14 protein-coding genes are annotated in these 17,790 nt (G+C 31.9%); all 14 read right to left on the bottom strand.

What is annotated here, in order from left to right; translation table 11 throughout:
* A complete protein-coding gene (locus K5X82_18710) occupies positions 1–1,035 on the bottom strand; it encodes an SDR family oxidoreductase (protein ID QZT37233.1) in 1,035 nt (344 codons plus the stop codon).
* Positions 1,035–2,108 (bottom strand): CapA family protein, encoded by a 1,074-nt coding sequence (locus K5X82_18705; GenBank protein ID QZT37232.1) that lies wholly within the window; start codon positions 2,106–2,108, stop codon positions 1,035–1,037. The genes K5X82_18710 and K5X82_18705 overlap by 1 nt, the downstream gene beginning before the upstream one ends.
* Complete coding sequence (locus K5X82_18700) at positions 2,105–3,457, bottom strand: hypothetical protein (protein ID QZT37231.1); 1,353 nt, start codon at positions 3,455–3,457, stop codon at positions 2,105–2,107. The genes K5X82_18705 and K5X82_18700 overlap by 4 nt, the downstream gene beginning before the upstream one ends.
* Positions 3,447–4,586 (bottom strand): UDP-N-acetylglucosamine 2-epimerase (non-hydrolyzing), encoded by a 1,140-nt coding sequence (gene wecB, locus K5X82_18695; GenBank protein QZT37230.1) that lies wholly within the window; start codon positions 4,584–4,586, stop codon positions 3,447–3,449. Before wecB ends, K5X82_18700 begins: the two co-directional genes overlap by 11 nt.
* A gap of 69 nt (positions 4,587–4,655) precedes the next feature.
* Positions 4,656–5,018 carry a GxxExxY protein gene (locus K5X82_18690; protein QZT37229.1) on the bottom strand — a complete coding sequence of 121 codons (363 nt, stop codon included), beginning with the start codon at positions 5,016–5,018 and terminating at the stop codon, positions 4,656–4,658.
* A gap of 392 nt (positions 5,019–5,410) precedes the next feature.
* Positions 5,411–6,526 carry an NAD-dependent epimerase/dehydratase family protein gene (locus K5X82_18685; protein ID QZT37228.1) on the bottom strand — a complete coding sequence of 372 codons (1,116 nt, stop codon included), beginning with the start codon at positions 6,524–6,526 and terminating at the stop codon, positions 5,411–5,413.
* Between the two features lie 3 nt (positions 6,527–6,529).
* Entirely contained in the window at positions 6,530–7,549 is a 1,020-nt protein-coding gene (locus K5X82_18680; protein ID QZT37227.1) for a polysaccharide biosynthesis protein, read from the bottom strand.
* Positions 7,550–7,552: 3 nt separating this feature from the next.
* Positions 7,553–8,659, bottom strand: a complete 1,107-nt coding sequence (locus tag K5X82_18675; GenBank protein ID QZT37226.1) for a glycosyltransferase — start codon at positions 8,657–8,659, stop codon at positions 7,553–7,555.
* A gap of 12 nt (positions 8,660–8,671) precedes the next feature.
* On the bottom strand, positions 8,672–9,877 hold the full coding sequence (locus K5X82_18670) for a glycosyltransferase family 4 protein (GenBank protein ID QZT37225.1): 1,206 nt from the start codon (positions 9,875–9,877) through the stop codon (positions 8,672–8,674).
* Positions 9,847–11,040 carry a hypothetical protein gene (locus K5X82_18665; protein ID QZT37224.1) on the bottom strand — a complete coding sequence of 398 codons (1,194 nt, stop codon included), beginning with the start codon at positions 11,038–11,040 and terminating at the stop codon, positions 9,847–9,849. The genes K5X82_18670 and K5X82_18665 overlap by 31 nt, the downstream gene beginning before the upstream one ends.
* The gene (locus K5X82_18660; GenBank protein QZT37223.1) at positions 11,037–11,594 is read right to left on the bottom strand and encodes an acyltransferase; all 558 of its coding nucleotides are present in this window, start codon (positions 11,592–11,594) and stop codon (positions 11,037–11,039) included. The genes K5X82_18665 and K5X82_18660 overlap by 4 nt, the downstream gene beginning before the upstream one ends.
* A 1,403-nt stretch (positions 11,595–12,997) precedes the next feature.
* Positions 12,998–14,185: a glycosyltransferase gene (locus K5X82_18655; protein ID QZT37222.1), complete on the bottom strand. Its 1,188-nt coding sequence runs from the start codon at positions 14,183–14,185 to the stop codon at positions 12,998–13,000.
* Between the two features lie 58 nt (positions 14,186–14,243).
* Positions 14,244–15,224: an EpsG family protein gene (locus K5X82_18650; protein QZT37221.1), complete on the bottom strand. Its 981-nt coding sequence runs from the start codon at positions 15,222–15,224 to the stop codon at positions 14,244–14,246.
* Between the two features lie 94 nt (positions 15,225–15,318).
* The gene (locus tag K5X82_18645) at positions 15,319–17,766 is read right to left on the bottom strand and encodes a polysaccharide biosynthesis tyrosine autokinase (protein QZT37220.1); all 2,448 of its coding nucleotides are present in this window, start codon (positions 17,764–17,766) and stop codon (positions 15,319–15,321) included.
* Positions 17,767–17,790 lie beyond the last annotated feature (24 nt).

The raw sequence follows: 17,790 nt of genomic DNA, 5'->3' as shown, positions 1-17,790 counted from the left end.
CTATTTTAGGTTTTTATAGTACCATCCACATGCTTCTAAGATACCTTCTCTTACACTATATTCAGGGTGATAACCAATTAATGCCGAAGCTTTCTTTATAGATGCCAAAGAGTGTGGAATATCACCATTACGCGTCTCTCGATAAACAGTCGGCACGTTAAGAATATTTGAATCATATGCACTCAAAGCCTCCTTGAGATACACAACAAGATCATTTAACGTCGTTCTTTCACCATAGGCAATATTAATCACTTCACTCAAAGGACGAGAAGCATCGAAGTCAATCGTTTGTTCGTTTGCATATAAACTCATTTGACAAACAATATCTTTCGTAGGAGTTGTAGCTGCCTTTATATTAGCCTGGACAACATTATCGATATAGGTAAAATCACGAGAATAACTTCCGTCCCCATTAATATAGGGAGATTCATGATTTATCAAACTACTAACAAATTTAGGAATCACTGCAGCATAAGCCCCATTAGGATCCTGCCTACGACCAAACACATTGAAATAACGCAATCCAATACACTCTATCCCATATAGATCTGCAAAATTGCGTGCATACAACTCATCAACATACTTTGTAATAGCATAAGGAGAAAGAGCATTCCCAAACTTATGCTCAACCTTTGGCATATCTGGATGATCACCATAAGTAGAAGATGAAGCGGCATAAACAAATCGTTTCACTCCTGCCTCTTTTGCTGCATGAAGCATCTTTACAAATCCACCAATATTAACATCTGTCGAAGCCATTGGATCCTCAATAGAACGTGGAACACTTCCCAAAGCAGCCTGATGCAATACATAATCACATCCTACTACTGCTTTTTGACAATCTTCATAATTACGAATATCTCCTTCATACAATGTAAACCTATCGTTTTTCGATGCATCATTAAGATTCTCTCTCTTTCCTGTAGCAAAATTGTCCAAACAAACAACGGCAGCTCCTTGAGATAGTAGGAAGTCAATCAAATTTGAGCCAATAAAACCAGCACCGCCAGTTACTAAGAATTTATATCCAAACATTACTTTCCAATTATTGATCTAAGATACATTTTATGATTAAAACGAGCATTTAGTATCATTCTTATTGATTTAAAGTTTAACCTTTTTAAATACCAATTTAAATCTCTCTTTTTTTTACGTTCCTTATAATACATTCGGAGAAACTTTGTCCTTTGTAAGGTATATTCATTTCTTTCAATTTTAAGGTCATGGTTGTAATCCTTCACCTTATCAAGAATTTTGTTTGATGCAGGTAATTCGAGAAAATCATTGCCTATATATATCGGAGTTAAAATGAAATTAAAACCTTTATTTTGATTAAAATCAACCTCTAGAATTACAGACTCCTTATTGTTCTGACTTAATTTAATTAAGGGTTCAGTACTTTTGTTTGTATAAACATCATCAAAACAGAAATTACCTAAACTATAAGCCAGAATCGAACTCTTATATTTAACAATTGGCTGTAATACATGAGGATGATGACCATAAAGAATAAAATCAGTCTTTTCTGCTAATTCAGTAAATAAATCGATATGATCATAGGAAGGTTTATTCACATGTTCTAAACCAAAATGAGCAGAAATTACAGGAATCTTACCTCGATTTCGAATTTTAAACAAATCTGAATACAACTGTTTCTTTGATAATGGAGCTAATATTGAATCATTACCATCAGAAACACCTAAGGGATTTGTTGAATAACACGTATATGCTTTAAAACAAATATTCTCGACCTCTAACTCTTTGTCATAAACTCCAAAATATTTTATATTATTTAGTTCTAGAATTGTAATGGATTCCTTTAGCCCATCTTCTCCATAATCTAGTATATGATTATTCGATAGATTTACAATATTTACACCTAAATACTTTAGTAGTTCGACATTCTCAACTATGGATTTAATATATGCTGATTTCACGCCACTAGTTCTGGTATAATTAGTTAATGGAGTCTCTAAATTAGCAACAACATAGTCAAACTTCTTTAAATAAATAGATACATCTTTAAAATACTCAATGGAGAAACTCTTATTGTCTAGATAGTTAAACCGACCAAACAGAGCTAAATCACCTAAAAATGCTATTTTCATAATAGTGACTTTATAAAAGGTATTTTACCACTTTTCTCAAGTGGCAGAGATGAAAAGAAACCAAATGTATATTTCATTTCTTTTCCAAACCGATCTATTAATGCATTTATTATTTTTTCTTTATGATAATCTTTAAATTCATTTTTATCCACAACAAGATTGATATTCAAATGATCGGTCTTATCTTGAACAAATTGGACATTAATTACTGAATTAGGTATCCCTTTTATTACATCTGACATGTGACTAGAACTTACAACCTTCCCTTCAGGAGACTGTAAATAATCAACCATACGACCTTCAATACTATCAACTACAGGATGACATGAGCCACAATTACATTTTCGCCCACTCATTTTTATTTTATCGCCAATTTTATAACGAATCAATGGAGTACCATGACTTGTAAAAGATGTTACAATAATTTCACCTGAATCAGGGTCCATTTCAATTACTCCAGTATCAAGGTTATAATGCAAACTATATTCCGAGCATTCAGTAATGAATGGAGCACCCTCTGCAGAAGCATATTGATTATAGACTCTACAATTAAATGCTCTTTCAATTTCTATTTTATGAAATTCTGTCAATGTCTCTGATGTTGTAAAAATACCATCAGGAACAAATTTCAATTCTATTGATTTTTCATTTATATACTTTGATAGTATGTATATAGCAGAAACAAATCCATTAATTTGATTAGGCTTATACTCATTCAAATTCTTTATGTAGTGCGGAATATTACCTGGGGTTAACTCAAAAGTTGAATAGAGTCTTTGATTATAAGCAAAATTATTTCGCCAGAATACATTTCTATCAAAAAAATAAATCGAACTAAAATGTCTTCCACTAAATGTTGCTTTACGAGCATTATGTGGGTCACACCCTAACTTAATCTTAAAGGCATCCAAATAGGCCATCCTTTTTTGAAAATCTTCTTTGGTAAAGATTACTTCAAGTGACTTTCCTGTAGTTCCCCCAGTAAAACTCCGAATTCCTGACTTAATAGTATAAACATCTTTAATATTTCTACGGAGATCTTCTTTTGTAACTATAGGTAAGATATCAATGTTATCAATATCGAGCTCAGCAATATCAATGTTACTATATAGTTTTCGATAAAATGAAGAATGTTTACATGCATAGTTAACAAAAGCAATCAATTCATCAGTTTGTATATTCTTAATTTCTAAATCAGTATTATCTCTCGTAGAATATATATCAAGATATCTTTCATATACACCTTTATACCTTTGCTTGTTTTGAATTAAACCCTTAATGGATATTAACACGTTTTGAATAAATGCAGGAACACACTTAAACAATATTTCATGAAAATTACTTTTCATATCTTCTCCATACATTAATATTAACATAATCTGTATAAGATAAAATAATTCGAACTACTTTATCTGACACATTAGGCATAGAGTAGTCATACACAGGACGCAGAATTCTTTCATCGTCTCGTTTCTGAGTATCTAGAACAGCTAACCCTTGTAAGATTCGCTCGGGATTCACCCCAACCATCATAACAGATGCTTCCTCCATGGCTTCAGGACGTTCATGTGCCTCTCGAATATTCAGTGCTGGAAAATTCATAATAGATGATTCTTCAGAAATAGTACCACTATCCGACAATACTGCTTTAGCATTAATCTGAAGATGATTGTAATCATGAAACCCCATAGGCTTCATTAATTGAATCATTGGGTTAAATTCCACACCCAACTCTTGAATTTTATTTCTTGTTCTAGGGTGAGTGGAAATGATAATAGGCAATCCGTAAGTCTCTGCAACAATATTTAATGCCAGAACCAATTTCAAGAAATTATCGGAATTGATATTTTCCTCCCTATGTGCAGACACCAAGAAATACTTTTCTTTATTGAGATCCAATCGAGTAAGAATATTCGAACTTTCAATCTGCTCTTTATATGCATGAACTACTTCATAAATAGGAGAACCGGTTTTGATAACTCTATCAGCAGGTATTCCTTCTCGAAGAAGATACTCACGAGCGATACTACTATACGTAAGGTTAATATCAGAGACATGATCTACAATCTTTCTATTAGTCTCTTCTGGCACTCTTTGATCAAAACAGCGATTTCCAGCTTCCATATGGAAAATTGGAATTTGTCTTTTCTTTGCCGAAATAGCACATAGACAACTATTGGTATCCCCCAATACTAAAAATGCATCTGGTTTCACCTCTTCTAGAACGGGATCGATATTGATTAATATTTGACCTGCTGTAGTTGTAGCATTACCACCTGCAGCATTCAAAAAGTGATCCGGTTTTCGCAAACCCAAATCCTTAAAAAAAACCTCATTCAATTCATAGTCATAATTCTGACCTGTATGCACTAATATATGTTCGATCGATGGTGTCTGATCTAACTTCAACAACACTTGAGATAAACGAATTATCTCAGGCCTTGTCCCCACCACCGTTAATACTTTCAATTTCTTCATAATATATTTCATAAATAACTCACCACAGATTTAGACTGATTTGAACAGATCAAACAAATTACATTTAACTCAAAAATCGCAAATTAATCTTTTAAATTCAGGTTCAACGCCAAAATTCATCAATAAGCCAACGTCAAAATTAGTGGCCTTAAGATAATTCAATAATTGAGCTGAAAACTCAGGTGTCAATCTTTTAACAGCTTTAAGCTCAATAATAACTTTATTCTCAACAACTAAATCAGCATAATACACACCGACATTTTGTTTCTGATAAAATACCTCAATTTTCTTTTGATCTTCCACATATAACCCAGAACTCTTTAGTTCATATAACAAAGCCTTCTCATAAACTTGCTCCAAGAAGCCAAATCCAAGAGTATTATAAACTTCATAATAGCATTTAATTATTTTCTGAGTCAAATCAAAATACATAAGAATCTATCATTTACAAAGTTTGAGCAACAATTAAGTCAAATCTGTGGTTAATAATACAAATTAGTTCTGTAACAATCAGTTTAGTCTGTTAGATCTGTGGTTAAATATCAATTCTGTAGAATCTGAGGTTAATAATACAAATTAGATCCGTGGAAATCTGTCCAATCCGTCTAATCCGTGGCCATATTGTTTTTAAGACGTGAGTATCGTGCTTCTACGTAGCACAAATAAAAATCCGTAGGAACCTCCCTTTGTGTCTTTGTGCCTTAGTGGTACTTTGGAATTTTATCTACGATTCAACCACAAAAAGATCCGTGGAAATCTGTCCAATCCGTCTAATCCGTGGCCAAACTATCTTCGTGACTTCGTGCCTTAGTGGTTAATTCATCTTACACTTCTTCGAAGTATGTATCAGGATCATTTTCATTATAAAACTCATTGATCCAAAACATAGTATACAACTCTTCTTCTCCAATATTTTTTATATTATGCGTATACCATATAGGCATATCTACATAGGAAGGGTTCTCTCCATCCAAATAAAAGTCCAAGACTTCATCCGTTCCGATACGACGTAACTGAATCAGTGCCTTACCTTTAATCACACAGAATCTTTCAATCTTTCGCGTATGGAAGTGATTTCCTCTTGTTATTCCAGGAACAGTGGTAGAAAAAGACACCTGTCCACCAACACCTAAACGAATAGTCTCTACAAAAGAACCTCGAGGATCCGTATGTTTGGTTAACATCACAGGATAGTGACCTTTGATATCCATTGCACAACGGAAAGTATTAAACAGCTGCACTTCTACATTAGAAATCAATGATGGAATTATTCCCTTCTCAAGATACTCAGCTCGACACACTTCAAGAAAAGATAAGATCTCAGAAACTTTCATGGTAGAAGTCGCAGCAATCTCCTTGCAATCTACAACAGTTTCAGCACATGCAAGTTGATATATCTCATCCACCAATTCTCCTACATATATAAGATTTAACTCTCCATCTTGAATAATGGTAGGCGTTTCATGATGTGTCATTTTATGACAAAAAGTTGCAACGACTGAATTATAATTTGGTCGTCCAAATGGTCCAAATACATTGGGGATTAATAAGCCACCAAAAGACCCTTCGGTTCTATTAGCCCACTCATTAAACAGTCGTCTTCCTTCTTTTTTTGAGTCCCCATAAAGATTTCCTCGTGTCTCTTGGATTGAAGATGAAAAAAGGACTCTTGCTTTAGAGTCACATCTTTCCAAACTACCGACAAGGTCATTTACAAGTTGTACATTGGTATTATATAATACCTCCATACTCTCATGACGATTCATTGCAGCCAGGTGTACAATTACATTACAAGATGAAACAAAAGCATCTAAGGTCTCATTAGAGTTCCAGAAGCTGTCTTCGAACGGTATCGTTTGCACATCATTTTTTAATTTTAAAGTCTCAAACAAATGTGTACCAACAAAACCAGCTTGACCTGTAATACCAATTTTTATCATAATCTATTGCTCTTTATTGTTAATGGCATCTTGAACAAATGACAGAGACAATAATTTATCTTTTACCCCTTCTATATTCAATCTATCCGTATTATGGGAATTATAATCTTCCAAAGCAGATGTTTTATGGTCACCATCCGCAAAATATTTCCTGTAATTCAAATCTCTGTTATCCGCTGGAATACGAAAGAACTCTCCTAAATCCTCAGCTTTTGCCATCTCTTCACGAGTACATAGCGTCTCATACAACTTCTCCCCATGACGTGTCCCAATCACCTTAACATCTTGGTTATAATTGAAAAGTTCTTTCACAGCTTGAGCTAAATCACCAACAGTAGAAGCAGGAGCTTTTTGAACAAAAAGATCCCCTTGTTCTCCATTTTTAAAAGCAAACAGAACCAAATCTACCGCTTCGTCTAAGCTCATCAGGTAACGAGTCATCTCTGGATCAGTAACAGTCAAAGGTTGATTATTTTGAATTTGATCCACAAAAAGGGGGATCACAGATCCTCTAGATGCCATCACATTACCATAGCGTGTCAGACATACAGTTGTTCCTCCTTCAGGAATATTACGAGATGCTGCTACAGCCACTTTTTCCATCAGAGCCTTGGATATCCCCATAGCATTAATTGGGTAGGCAGCCTTATCTGTGCTCAAACAGATAACTCGTTTCACTTTATTTGCTACAGCACAACGTATCACATTATCCGTACCAACAACATTGGTTTCAGTAGCTTCTAATGGAAAAAATTCACAGGAAGGTACTTGTTTCAAAGCTGCTGCATGAAATACGTAATCCACTCCTTGCATTGCCAATTCAATACTTCTATAGTCTCGAACATTACCAATATAAAATTTTACCTTTGAATTATTTAATGCCACTCGCATATCATGCTGCTTTTTTTCATCTCGAGAGAAAATGCGAATCTCTTTAATATCTGTATCGAGGAATCTATTTAGAACAGCATTACCAAAAGAACCTGTCCCACCAGTAATTAATAAGGTTTTATCTTTAAACATATACTAAAGCTTCGTTAAGAAATCAAAAAAGTCCTTTGATTTAGATTTATATGAAAAGGTAGTCTTTGCTATTTTTTTTCCATTACAACCTATCTTCTTAGCAAGTTCATAATTTTCAAAAATCCACATCATTTTTTTTGCAAAAAGAATATTATTATCAGGTTCAACCAAAAATGCATTAACGCCATCAGTTAAATAATTGGGAATTTCACCCACTTTAGTAACCAAAACAGGATTACCTGTTGAAAGATATTCTCCTAATTTACTTGGAAAACCACCTAAAGATTGTAATGAATTTGGTCGTGCCAATACAAGAAGCTTTGCACTACTTAAAAGTTGTGGAATTTCAGAAGCCTCTGCAACTCCATAAAAATCAACTCTCTTTTGGTCTTTTGCATACTCTTTTATTGAATTTAATTCATCAATAGTAGCACCTCCAATTAATTTGAGCCTTATATCTTTATAATGTTTCGTAAATAATGCAAAAGAATCCAATAAGTTTAATACACCATCTTTATTGCCAGACATATTTCCACAATATGCAATATATCTCTCATCTGTATCTTCACTTTGGCACAAATCAAACCGCTCAAAATCAACAGTCATTGGTAAATGAAAGATTTGTGTCTTTTTAGGAATTTTATCCTGGAAGTACTCAATAAGAGGTTTTGTCATAATAACCATACCATCAAATAAAGAATATATATATCTAATATAAAACTTTGAATAAATTTTACCTACCAAGGACAAATTCATTAAAACAAAGGGAAATTCACTCTTCTCAATCAATATCTTAGTCCTTTTAATTAATGAAGCCAGTTTAACTATAGTGATTAACACTATACTATTTGACACAACCAAATAATAATCATAATTATTAGAACACAAATATTTAAACATCGATAATAATGATAAGATTATTCCACGTGATTTACCACCTGTGTTGATAATTTTGATTCTACGATCAATATTAGAAATTGTTTTTTTTCTAACGGAAAGAACATTTATGCTACAACCCTCTTCAATTAGTCCTTTTGAATATGAAATAATTCTATTTGCACCAGCTGTTGGACTAGGAAATTCAATCGAAGTTATGACTAATAAATTCAAATCAATATTAATTTAAGAGTTAATACACATTTCAACAAAACGATCCCAAGAATATTTTTTACTAGTTTCAATACAATTTAGATTAATTAATTCTTTATCATGTTTTCTAATAGAAACGACTCGAGATATGAGCGCTGCTAAATCATAATTATTCAAATCACATAAAAAGCCGTTATATCCATGAGATATAATCTCACTTGATGCTGTATCTATAGATTCACTATTATATGCTAATACAGGTACTCCAGAAGAAAAAGACTCAATGATAGTTTGTCCAAAAGATTCATAGCGAGATGTCATAAAAAAATAATCAGACATCTTATAATATTTTTCCGGTTCAGTAGTAGAGGGATAGAATTTTATAACACTACCAAGTTTCAGCTTCTCAACTTTTGTCTCCAACTTTAACTTTTCTGGTCCATCACCTACAATTAATACTCTTATTCGATGCAAAACACCTTCATCTAACAACTCCATTGCATCAACAACATCGTTATAACCTTTCGATTCAGCTAATCTAGCCATACAGAGAAAAGTTATCCTATGATTATCACAAGTATTAATTGAATCTAAATCTAACGAAAGACGATTGAAACGTGATCGATCAACACCTGGTGAAATAACACTAACTTTAGGTCGAACACTATTATATTTTGAAAGTATTTGATTTCTCATCATATTACTAAAAACAACAATTTTACGTGAATAAGAAAAAGCTATTTTTTGAATTACAATACTCTGACTAACGATCAAAAACTGAATTAAACTTTTCTTAATTAATTCTAAAAAACTAATATTATCCTTGTTAAACTTCGTATCTAGTCCATCAATCAAACTTGGAACGATATAAGTAATATTCTTAATCCCATATAAATAAAATCCTAACACAACTAAATGATTTCTACATAAAATAATCGCATCTTTATCAACTTTAAGTCTATTTAAAGCTGACAAAACACTAAGTATTATCATCAATGGTTTAAAAATCGACAATGTATATCTGGGATACTTAAAGCGATTGATTTTAATTATGTCATCGACAGAATCATTTATGACACCTCCAGAAGGAGTCCTATTTGATGCTAGTATTTCAACAACACATCCTTTTCTAATAAGCGATTTTGATATATAATACAATGAATTTTCAACACCACCATAATAAGGTTTATAATATAAGCTTGCTACTATTACTTTATTTTTCTTAAAAACTTCAGACATATATCAATTGATTTTAAAACCAAACGCCTTTGCATAGATGATGCGTGATTTTCAATTCCAGAAAAACTACATTCTTCCATTTTACGATAACTATCATTAATTATACGTAATAAGAAAGGATCTTTTCCTGAGATACAATAAAATGATGCCAATGAGTTAAAAACCCATGAATCACTCCTAACATAAAATCTAGAATCATATACATCGCCATTATTTTCGAGTATAGGTGAAAAATATTGACCATTCCAAGACTTATTTATAATAAATTGCCAGATACGAACAGCTTCATCTTTATAAGATATAGATAAATCATCTTCATAAGCACTTGCATGGACCAATCCGCTCGCAACTGAACACAAACCCCAGACATGGATTCTATTAGAAAAAGATGAGTCATTTGTGTAGTTAATAATTGAGCCACTACTTTGACATTTTTTATGGATAAAGCGACTAGCTTGTTTAATTATCTTTTCTTGAACATCAGATGGCATAAACGAATTAGCAATACTATGTACTTCTACCTGTTGCATTTGATGATAATAATCAATCTTATCACTCTCTTTAGAAACATTATAATACCAAAACTTTTCATCTTCGAGATCTTCATCAGAATGCATATTATGATACAGATAATTGATCATTCCCTCATATATTTCGACTAAAGATTCATCATTCTTACCATAAACACCGAGATATACACCCAAAGCAGAACAAACAAAAGAAGTACCATTATAAACGACAATATTATTTGTAGAATGGGGACCATAGGGTATAGCCCACATATCTGAACATATTTCTCTAGAATGTTCTTTTATCCAATTTACAGAAGCAGTAACATTATCTCTCAATTCATTTCTATAATTAAACTCTTTCGCATATAAACACAATGCAATTAATGAAATCATTTCAGGTGAAGTTGACTCTCCCTTATTATGTTTATATCCAAAATTAAAATCGTATCCAATATCAAAACCACCATCATCACATTGGATATCTATCAATATCGACAGTAATCTATCACAACGTTCTTTCCAAAGCTCTTGCTTAGTTACTTGATACATTTTAATAGAACCAAGTAAACATTCATAAATAGTTTGACTAGAATTATTAACATGAACAAGAGGAACTAACTTTAAAATTCTTTTTTTTATTTGTCCAATCATCTTTCTATTATTCTTATCATTTTTGCAGGCACTCCACCTACCACAAAATTATCTTTAATGTCTTTTGTAACAACTGAATTAGCACCAACAAGTACTCCTTTACCGATAACAACACCAGCAGTAACTGTTGATTTTGCAGCCAACCAAGTGCCACTCCCTATTTTAATCTCACCTCCACTTCCTTTACCAAAACGATATGAATTGTCCAAGAAACTATGGTTATTTGCAACTAGAGTAACGTATGGACCTAGCATAACTTCATCACATAGAGTAACACCATCTTTATGCCCATTTATCCAAGAACCATAGCCTACATATACATTATTTCCAATATTAATTTTATTTAAGTTTTCGAACTTAACATTTAAAGCAACTTGAAAATTAGCACCACAGTTCTTTAAAAATGGTCGATATATACATCCTCTTATTTTACAGCCCAAGCTTGTCTCTGGAAAAAAACCACCTAAGACTTCAAGAAATCTTATTAATGATAACTTAATAAAGAACAATAGATTAAGTATTGTAATAATATATTTTTTCAGTATTCGAATCATATTAAAATCTATTTATAAAACTAATTATATTCTTATATCCTAATAGCAAAACTCCTATAGTGGTACTTAATAAAAGAGCAATAGTCATAATCATTGTATTATTGCTTTCTATAGAAAGTAAAACAAATAAAATTGATAAGTAGGAGACGAAAGAAACCCAGTTAATAAAATTATTACATTTCAATAAAATAAATCTCAAATAACAATAATTTATCAAAAAGCCCAATACAGTTACAATTAAACGAGACAATAATAAACCTATTATCTGATATTCACTAATCAATAATAATGCAAATATTAATTGAATACACACAAGGCTAAAATTTGATATTAGAACGAACTTACCGCGATCGTTTGACTGAATAAGTGTTGAATTTAGGATCCCCACCGAGGAAATAAAACTAGAAAGCAATAAAATTTTAAAAATAAAATATTCCCCATCCTTAATATGGAAAAAATCAAACAAATACCATCTAAAACATATTAATAATACACTAATTAAAAAGGACACAAACATAGATAAGTCCGTAAGTTTTATATAGTAATTTGTAATCGAAATTATATTATTTGATAATATTGAAAATTTAGTCAAGAAATATTGCACTAATTTTTTAGGGATAAAACTTACGAGTGTACACAATTGAAAAACCATGAAATAATAAGCTAAATCTGATTTTTCAAAACGTGAAATTATAAACAACTGGTCAATATATACATACAAATAAGACACAATTGAGCTCAAATACATATAAAGTGATTGTCTCAGAAAATGCTTATTAAAACAATACCCTTCAGTTAATAAAATAGATTGGAATTTAATACGAACAGATCCTACTATCAATATAAACATAAAAGTAGAACAAAAGAAAATGAACATAAAGTCATAAGCATTAATTTGTTTATTTCCAATCAAAATAAGTGACAAACAAATTACAATAAAATATACTTGTATATTTGATAATATTGCAGAGAATACATAATCTTTCAATCCATTAGTAACATAAATCATTAATTGGGAAAAGACAGCACATAGTATAAAAACAATAATTGGAATAAAATTATTATGAAACAGACTATAATAACTATCTAAAACATTTGAATATTTGATTAATAGGAATAATATTAATAATCCAAAACATGATAAACCTGCCGATAAATAGAAATAAGTTTTTATAAATTTATTCTTCTCAGTTTTACAAAGATTTGGAATATATATTGAATATGCCGTAGGTGAGCCATAAACAAAAAATGTTGCTGCAAAATTTAAGAGTAGAATAAATATTGCATACTTTGAGACATAATCAACCCCAATATCACCTAAAAGCCAATTCCTAAAATACGAAATAGGAAGAGCCACAATTGCTAATAAAACAATAATTAGAGATTGGTTCGACCTAAGATATTTAACCAACATTACTTAAAATATTAATAAATAATTTAGACACTGTTTCATGATTATGATTAGAAATTGTCATACTGTGATTATTTTGTCCCATAAGTATAACTTCTTCAGTTGGTTTTGAATAAAACAAACTGATTTTATCAGCTAAATCTCTAGGATCATTTGGATTAAATGTAATACAATTAAACCCATCAATAACATTATCCTCGTAACATGTAAAATCAGAAATTATGACTGGTTTCTTAAAATATCCAGCTTCATACAGATTTCTTGATTGATGAGCAATATTGAATGGAATGACAATAACATCACACTTATTTATTAATTCTTCCACATTACTCATTTTTCCAAACACAGTAATTTTTATATTTTTGTTAATCTGAAGTTTTAACGATTGGCATTTTACATGAAACAAATACAGCTGTGTTCGTAAAATAATGAACCTCAAATTAATCTTTGGAGGTATCACTCCACAAACAACAACATTTAACTTAATATTTAGATACGTAAGAGACTCTAACAATACATCATAACCTTTTAAATAATTAGCTCCACCAGTATAAAGCAAAGTTAACGAATCTCTATTAAATGATTTACTAGTACCCCTCTGCTCAATATTGGAATATTTAAGATTAACAATATCAGGGAGGATATAAGTATCAGCTTTAATCAAAGACCAATTTAACATATCAAATTTAGTTAGAAATGTTACACAGTCACACATATCCAATAAACGAGACATTAATAAATTCACGATGCCCCTTCTTTCTTGTTTAGTTTCTCTCACACAACATATTACTTTCTTATTATGATACTTGAGTAATAAAACCAAAGGAACCTGAACAATACTATTCAAAACGAATATTTCCTCATTCATGTTTCGAATTAATTTATTCCACTTGAACACAAAGAAAATATTCCGCAGAAATTTAAACAACATAAAAATCAAATTTGGACCTCCATTAAAATTTGAAAGAGTTATGAATGGACAATCAACTTCTGTATATTCATAACTATCATCTAAACATTTGCTTTTTAAATAACTACTGGCAGAATTTGATTTCGGAAAAACAACATGCGGACTATAATTTGTATCGGACAAACAATCAATAATATCAAATAAGCTTAAAGAACCTCCACCAATAATATTAGTGTGATGCATAAAAACTATTTTTTTAACAACATTCATTATATATATATTACAAATAGTCTCATAAAATGATCTATTTATTGTTAATTATCTCACATTAAAACAAAAAGGATTCTGAAATAAATAAGTACTTATCAATTTTCAAAGCACTATTAGGAATATAAACTACAAATTGATATAACGACAATATAAATAAGATAGAATAAGTTACTAGTCGAAAAGAAAGATTTGGAATTTTATCTATGACTAGAACTATCAAAACAATTAAATATGGCCTAAAATAATATGATAGTCTTGATAAGTGAACCATTTCCAAACCTAGCAACATCATATAACAATGAAAAATAGATAATATAAAAAAGATTTGAATCAAATAATTATATTTAACGACAGATATTTTAAACAAAACCAAACAATATGACAATAGTAATAATACTCCCCATGAGATAATTAACATTGGACTAATTGAATTAAATTCCTTATAAACATCGATCCCATTTAAGTATCTCTGAGGTAAAAACAAATCGACATTTCGAACAAGTAATGGTAATAGAAAAAAGAATGGAATCAAGGAAAGCAAAAGATATGATATATACTTTAATTTAGTCTTCTTTCTACTTAAAACAAATAAAAGATAAGGCAAACAAACTATAATAGAAGAATTATGAATTGTAAATGCCATGTATAACAATAACATTGCTAATATATTTCTTTTCTCATTAATGAGATCAAAAGCTAGCATACCTAAACAAACAGCTAAGGTTTGACGTATTCCTGACATACTCATAGCAAATAAACCAATTGTTATATGTAGAAATATACAAAGCAATAAATTTGTCGAATATTTATTAAAAAAAAACAAAAATGATATGGATATAAATATCGACAACACTAAATTATATGAATAAAATTCTAAACCTATACTTTTCCCAATATATTGTAATATATCGTATCCATATTCACTTTTATTAAAATCAATATACTCAAATGAATTATAAATATCCAGATACCTGCTAGTATCATTTCCTACTGTTGAATCTCTAAAGCCGAGCAAAACAGAAAAAAGAATAATACTCATAGAGTACAGAATTCTTCTAGAATCAATTTTTTTTTCGATAAAAAAAACAATAACAAGAATTACAAAAAATAAATAATAAACTAACATGTTCTAATTATCTGAATATTTTACTTATAATTCCTTTCTTTTTTTGTTCTTCACCATAACCATAACCATAACCATAGCCATAGCCATAGGTTCCTTCTTTATTAGATACATCGTTTATAACATACCCAACTTTATTATCAGGGATATACTTTTGCATCTGTTCTCTTACAGACTGGATTCCCCCTTTGGGAGTCTTATGAGAACGAGAAACAAAAATTACATGATCGGCTCTATTTAAGATATTATACGTATCAAAAGAGATGCCCAATGGAGCGGTATCTAAGATAATATAGTCATAGGTCTTACGAAGTTCTGCCAACAGTACCCCCATCCGCCCATGAGACAATAAATCTACAGGGCTATGTACTCCAAAGACACCAGAAAAGATGACATCCATTGTCGTGTCACTTTGCGCATTGATGAGCTCATATACATTAGAAGTCTCTCCTGCAAGAAACTCAGCTAAACCATATTCTGTACGACACTCTAATTCGGACTGCAGTCGTGGTTTACGTAGATCGGCACCAACCAAAATCGTCTTTTTGCCTAAGGCAGCGAAACAGAGAGCAGTATTAATCGAAACAAAAGTCTTTCCATCCCCTGATAATGTAGAAGTAAATAAGAATATAGGTGCTTTGGTCTCCTTGAAAGCATGTGCCAGACGCACCCTTAATGCACGAAATTGTTCCGTCACTTGTGCATCTGGAGCTGTCAATACGGGTTTAGACCCTTCTTCAGCATGACCTATTATAGCCATCGGTGCCACACCTACTAACTCTTTAATATCAGAGGCTCCTACAATATGGTCAAAAAAGTAAGACTCTATCATGACTGCAATGGATGGTACCATCAATCCTAATAGAATAAATACTAAATAATTGATCATCGTTTTAGGACTCACAGGAATATCACTTTCTTGTCGTGCCACGTCAATAATAGAACCATTTGGTGTATTGGAAGCTTTGGTAATTGCAGCTTCTGTTCTTCTTTGCAGTAGGTAAGTGTAGATATTATCATTCACCTTAAACTTACGCTGTATATTTAAGAAGGTTCGCTCTGCCTCTGGTAGACTCTCCACTTCTGATGAAATTTTACTCATTCGAGCTTCTACACCCTCTTTCTGCAAAGATACATTCTGTATCATCTGACGCACATTCTCCTGCAGGGTAACGGCAGCATGCTGTAACTGTGCTTTAATGGTTGACAGGCGCTGGATGTTCGGAACACTGGCACGTTGAAGTACCGTGCGTTCATCCAAAAGTTTATTGATCTCTGAAACCATTGAGAGCATCAATGGATCTTCGATCCCCATACTCGATGGAGCCAAAATCCCCTCCGTCTTTCGATTGGACAAATACTCCTTCAAGTATCGATAATAACGTAAGCGCATACCCAATTTCTCTTTCTCCATTTCAAGATCCTGCATCCGTTCAAAGATCTTTTCAGCTTGGGTAGATAGCTCCACCATCTTATTCTCAGACTGGAAGGCTTCTAGTTGGCCTTCCGTATCAGACAACTGAGAAGCTAGACCTTCCAACTGCTGATCAATAAAAGCAATAGTGTTATCTGCTATCTCATTCTTTTTAGCCAAATCTTTATCAATCACTGTCTGCATCAAAGTATCTAAAAATGCCACTCCTTCTGATGGAGTTTCAGTGACCATTGCAAAGTTAAGAATAGTAGTCTCTTTAGATACAGGAGAAACCGATAATTGCATCTTATAATACTTAACCCACCAATCGTAATCCCTTAAGATAATATCATATTTATCTCCTTTACGGAGTTCTATGTCAATTAACCCATTTTCAATAAATGTAAAGTCAATACTTTCATTTTTCACATTAACTCTTGAAATAAATGTGGTATCAATAGGGGGCAAAAAACACATTCCACTATTTAATTTTCGACCATAGTCATAAATAATCCGTTTCTTCTCATCATTCTCCACGACTAGCCTCCATCTATGATCTCCTAAATATTCAAACTGCATTAAACCCCCCATCACCTGAGGGACAGTGTCATTAATTTTTATTTCAAATGGCATCCTATCAAATAGGCGTGACTTAACCACACGCCCCTCAATAAATACTTCAGCCTTTTGTTGCATACGAACAACCGCCTCTTCCATCACCCCATAGGACTGAACCACGACCACTTGGTTATCAAAATGAGAATACCCTCCCATCAAATCGAAGCCCTGTGTCATAGTTCCCATCGCCAAATCGGAACCACCTTTACTCTTCTCATCTTCAATTAAGAACTTGGCAGACACTCGATAAGTACGTACTTGATAACGATTATATAACCACCCTGACAATAAGGCTAAAATAAATGTAATAAAAAACCAACTCTTTCTTCTCCAAATGGAGTAAAAAAGCTTGCGATAATCAATGGTCTGTATCTCGAATGCCGCACCTTGCTGTTCTTGCGGTGCTTGGTAAGGATTTTTCTGCATACGTATAGGGTGTTCTTAAGGGAA

This window comes from Prolixibacteraceae bacterium (assembly GCA_019856515.1).
Lineage (GTDB): Bacteria > Bacteroidota > Bacteroidia > Bacteroidales > Prolixibacteraceae > Halosquirtibacter > Halosquirtibacter xylanolyticus.
Note: the sequence above shows the minus strand (reverse complement) of the source record. Positions and strands in the feature narration are given on the sequence as shown.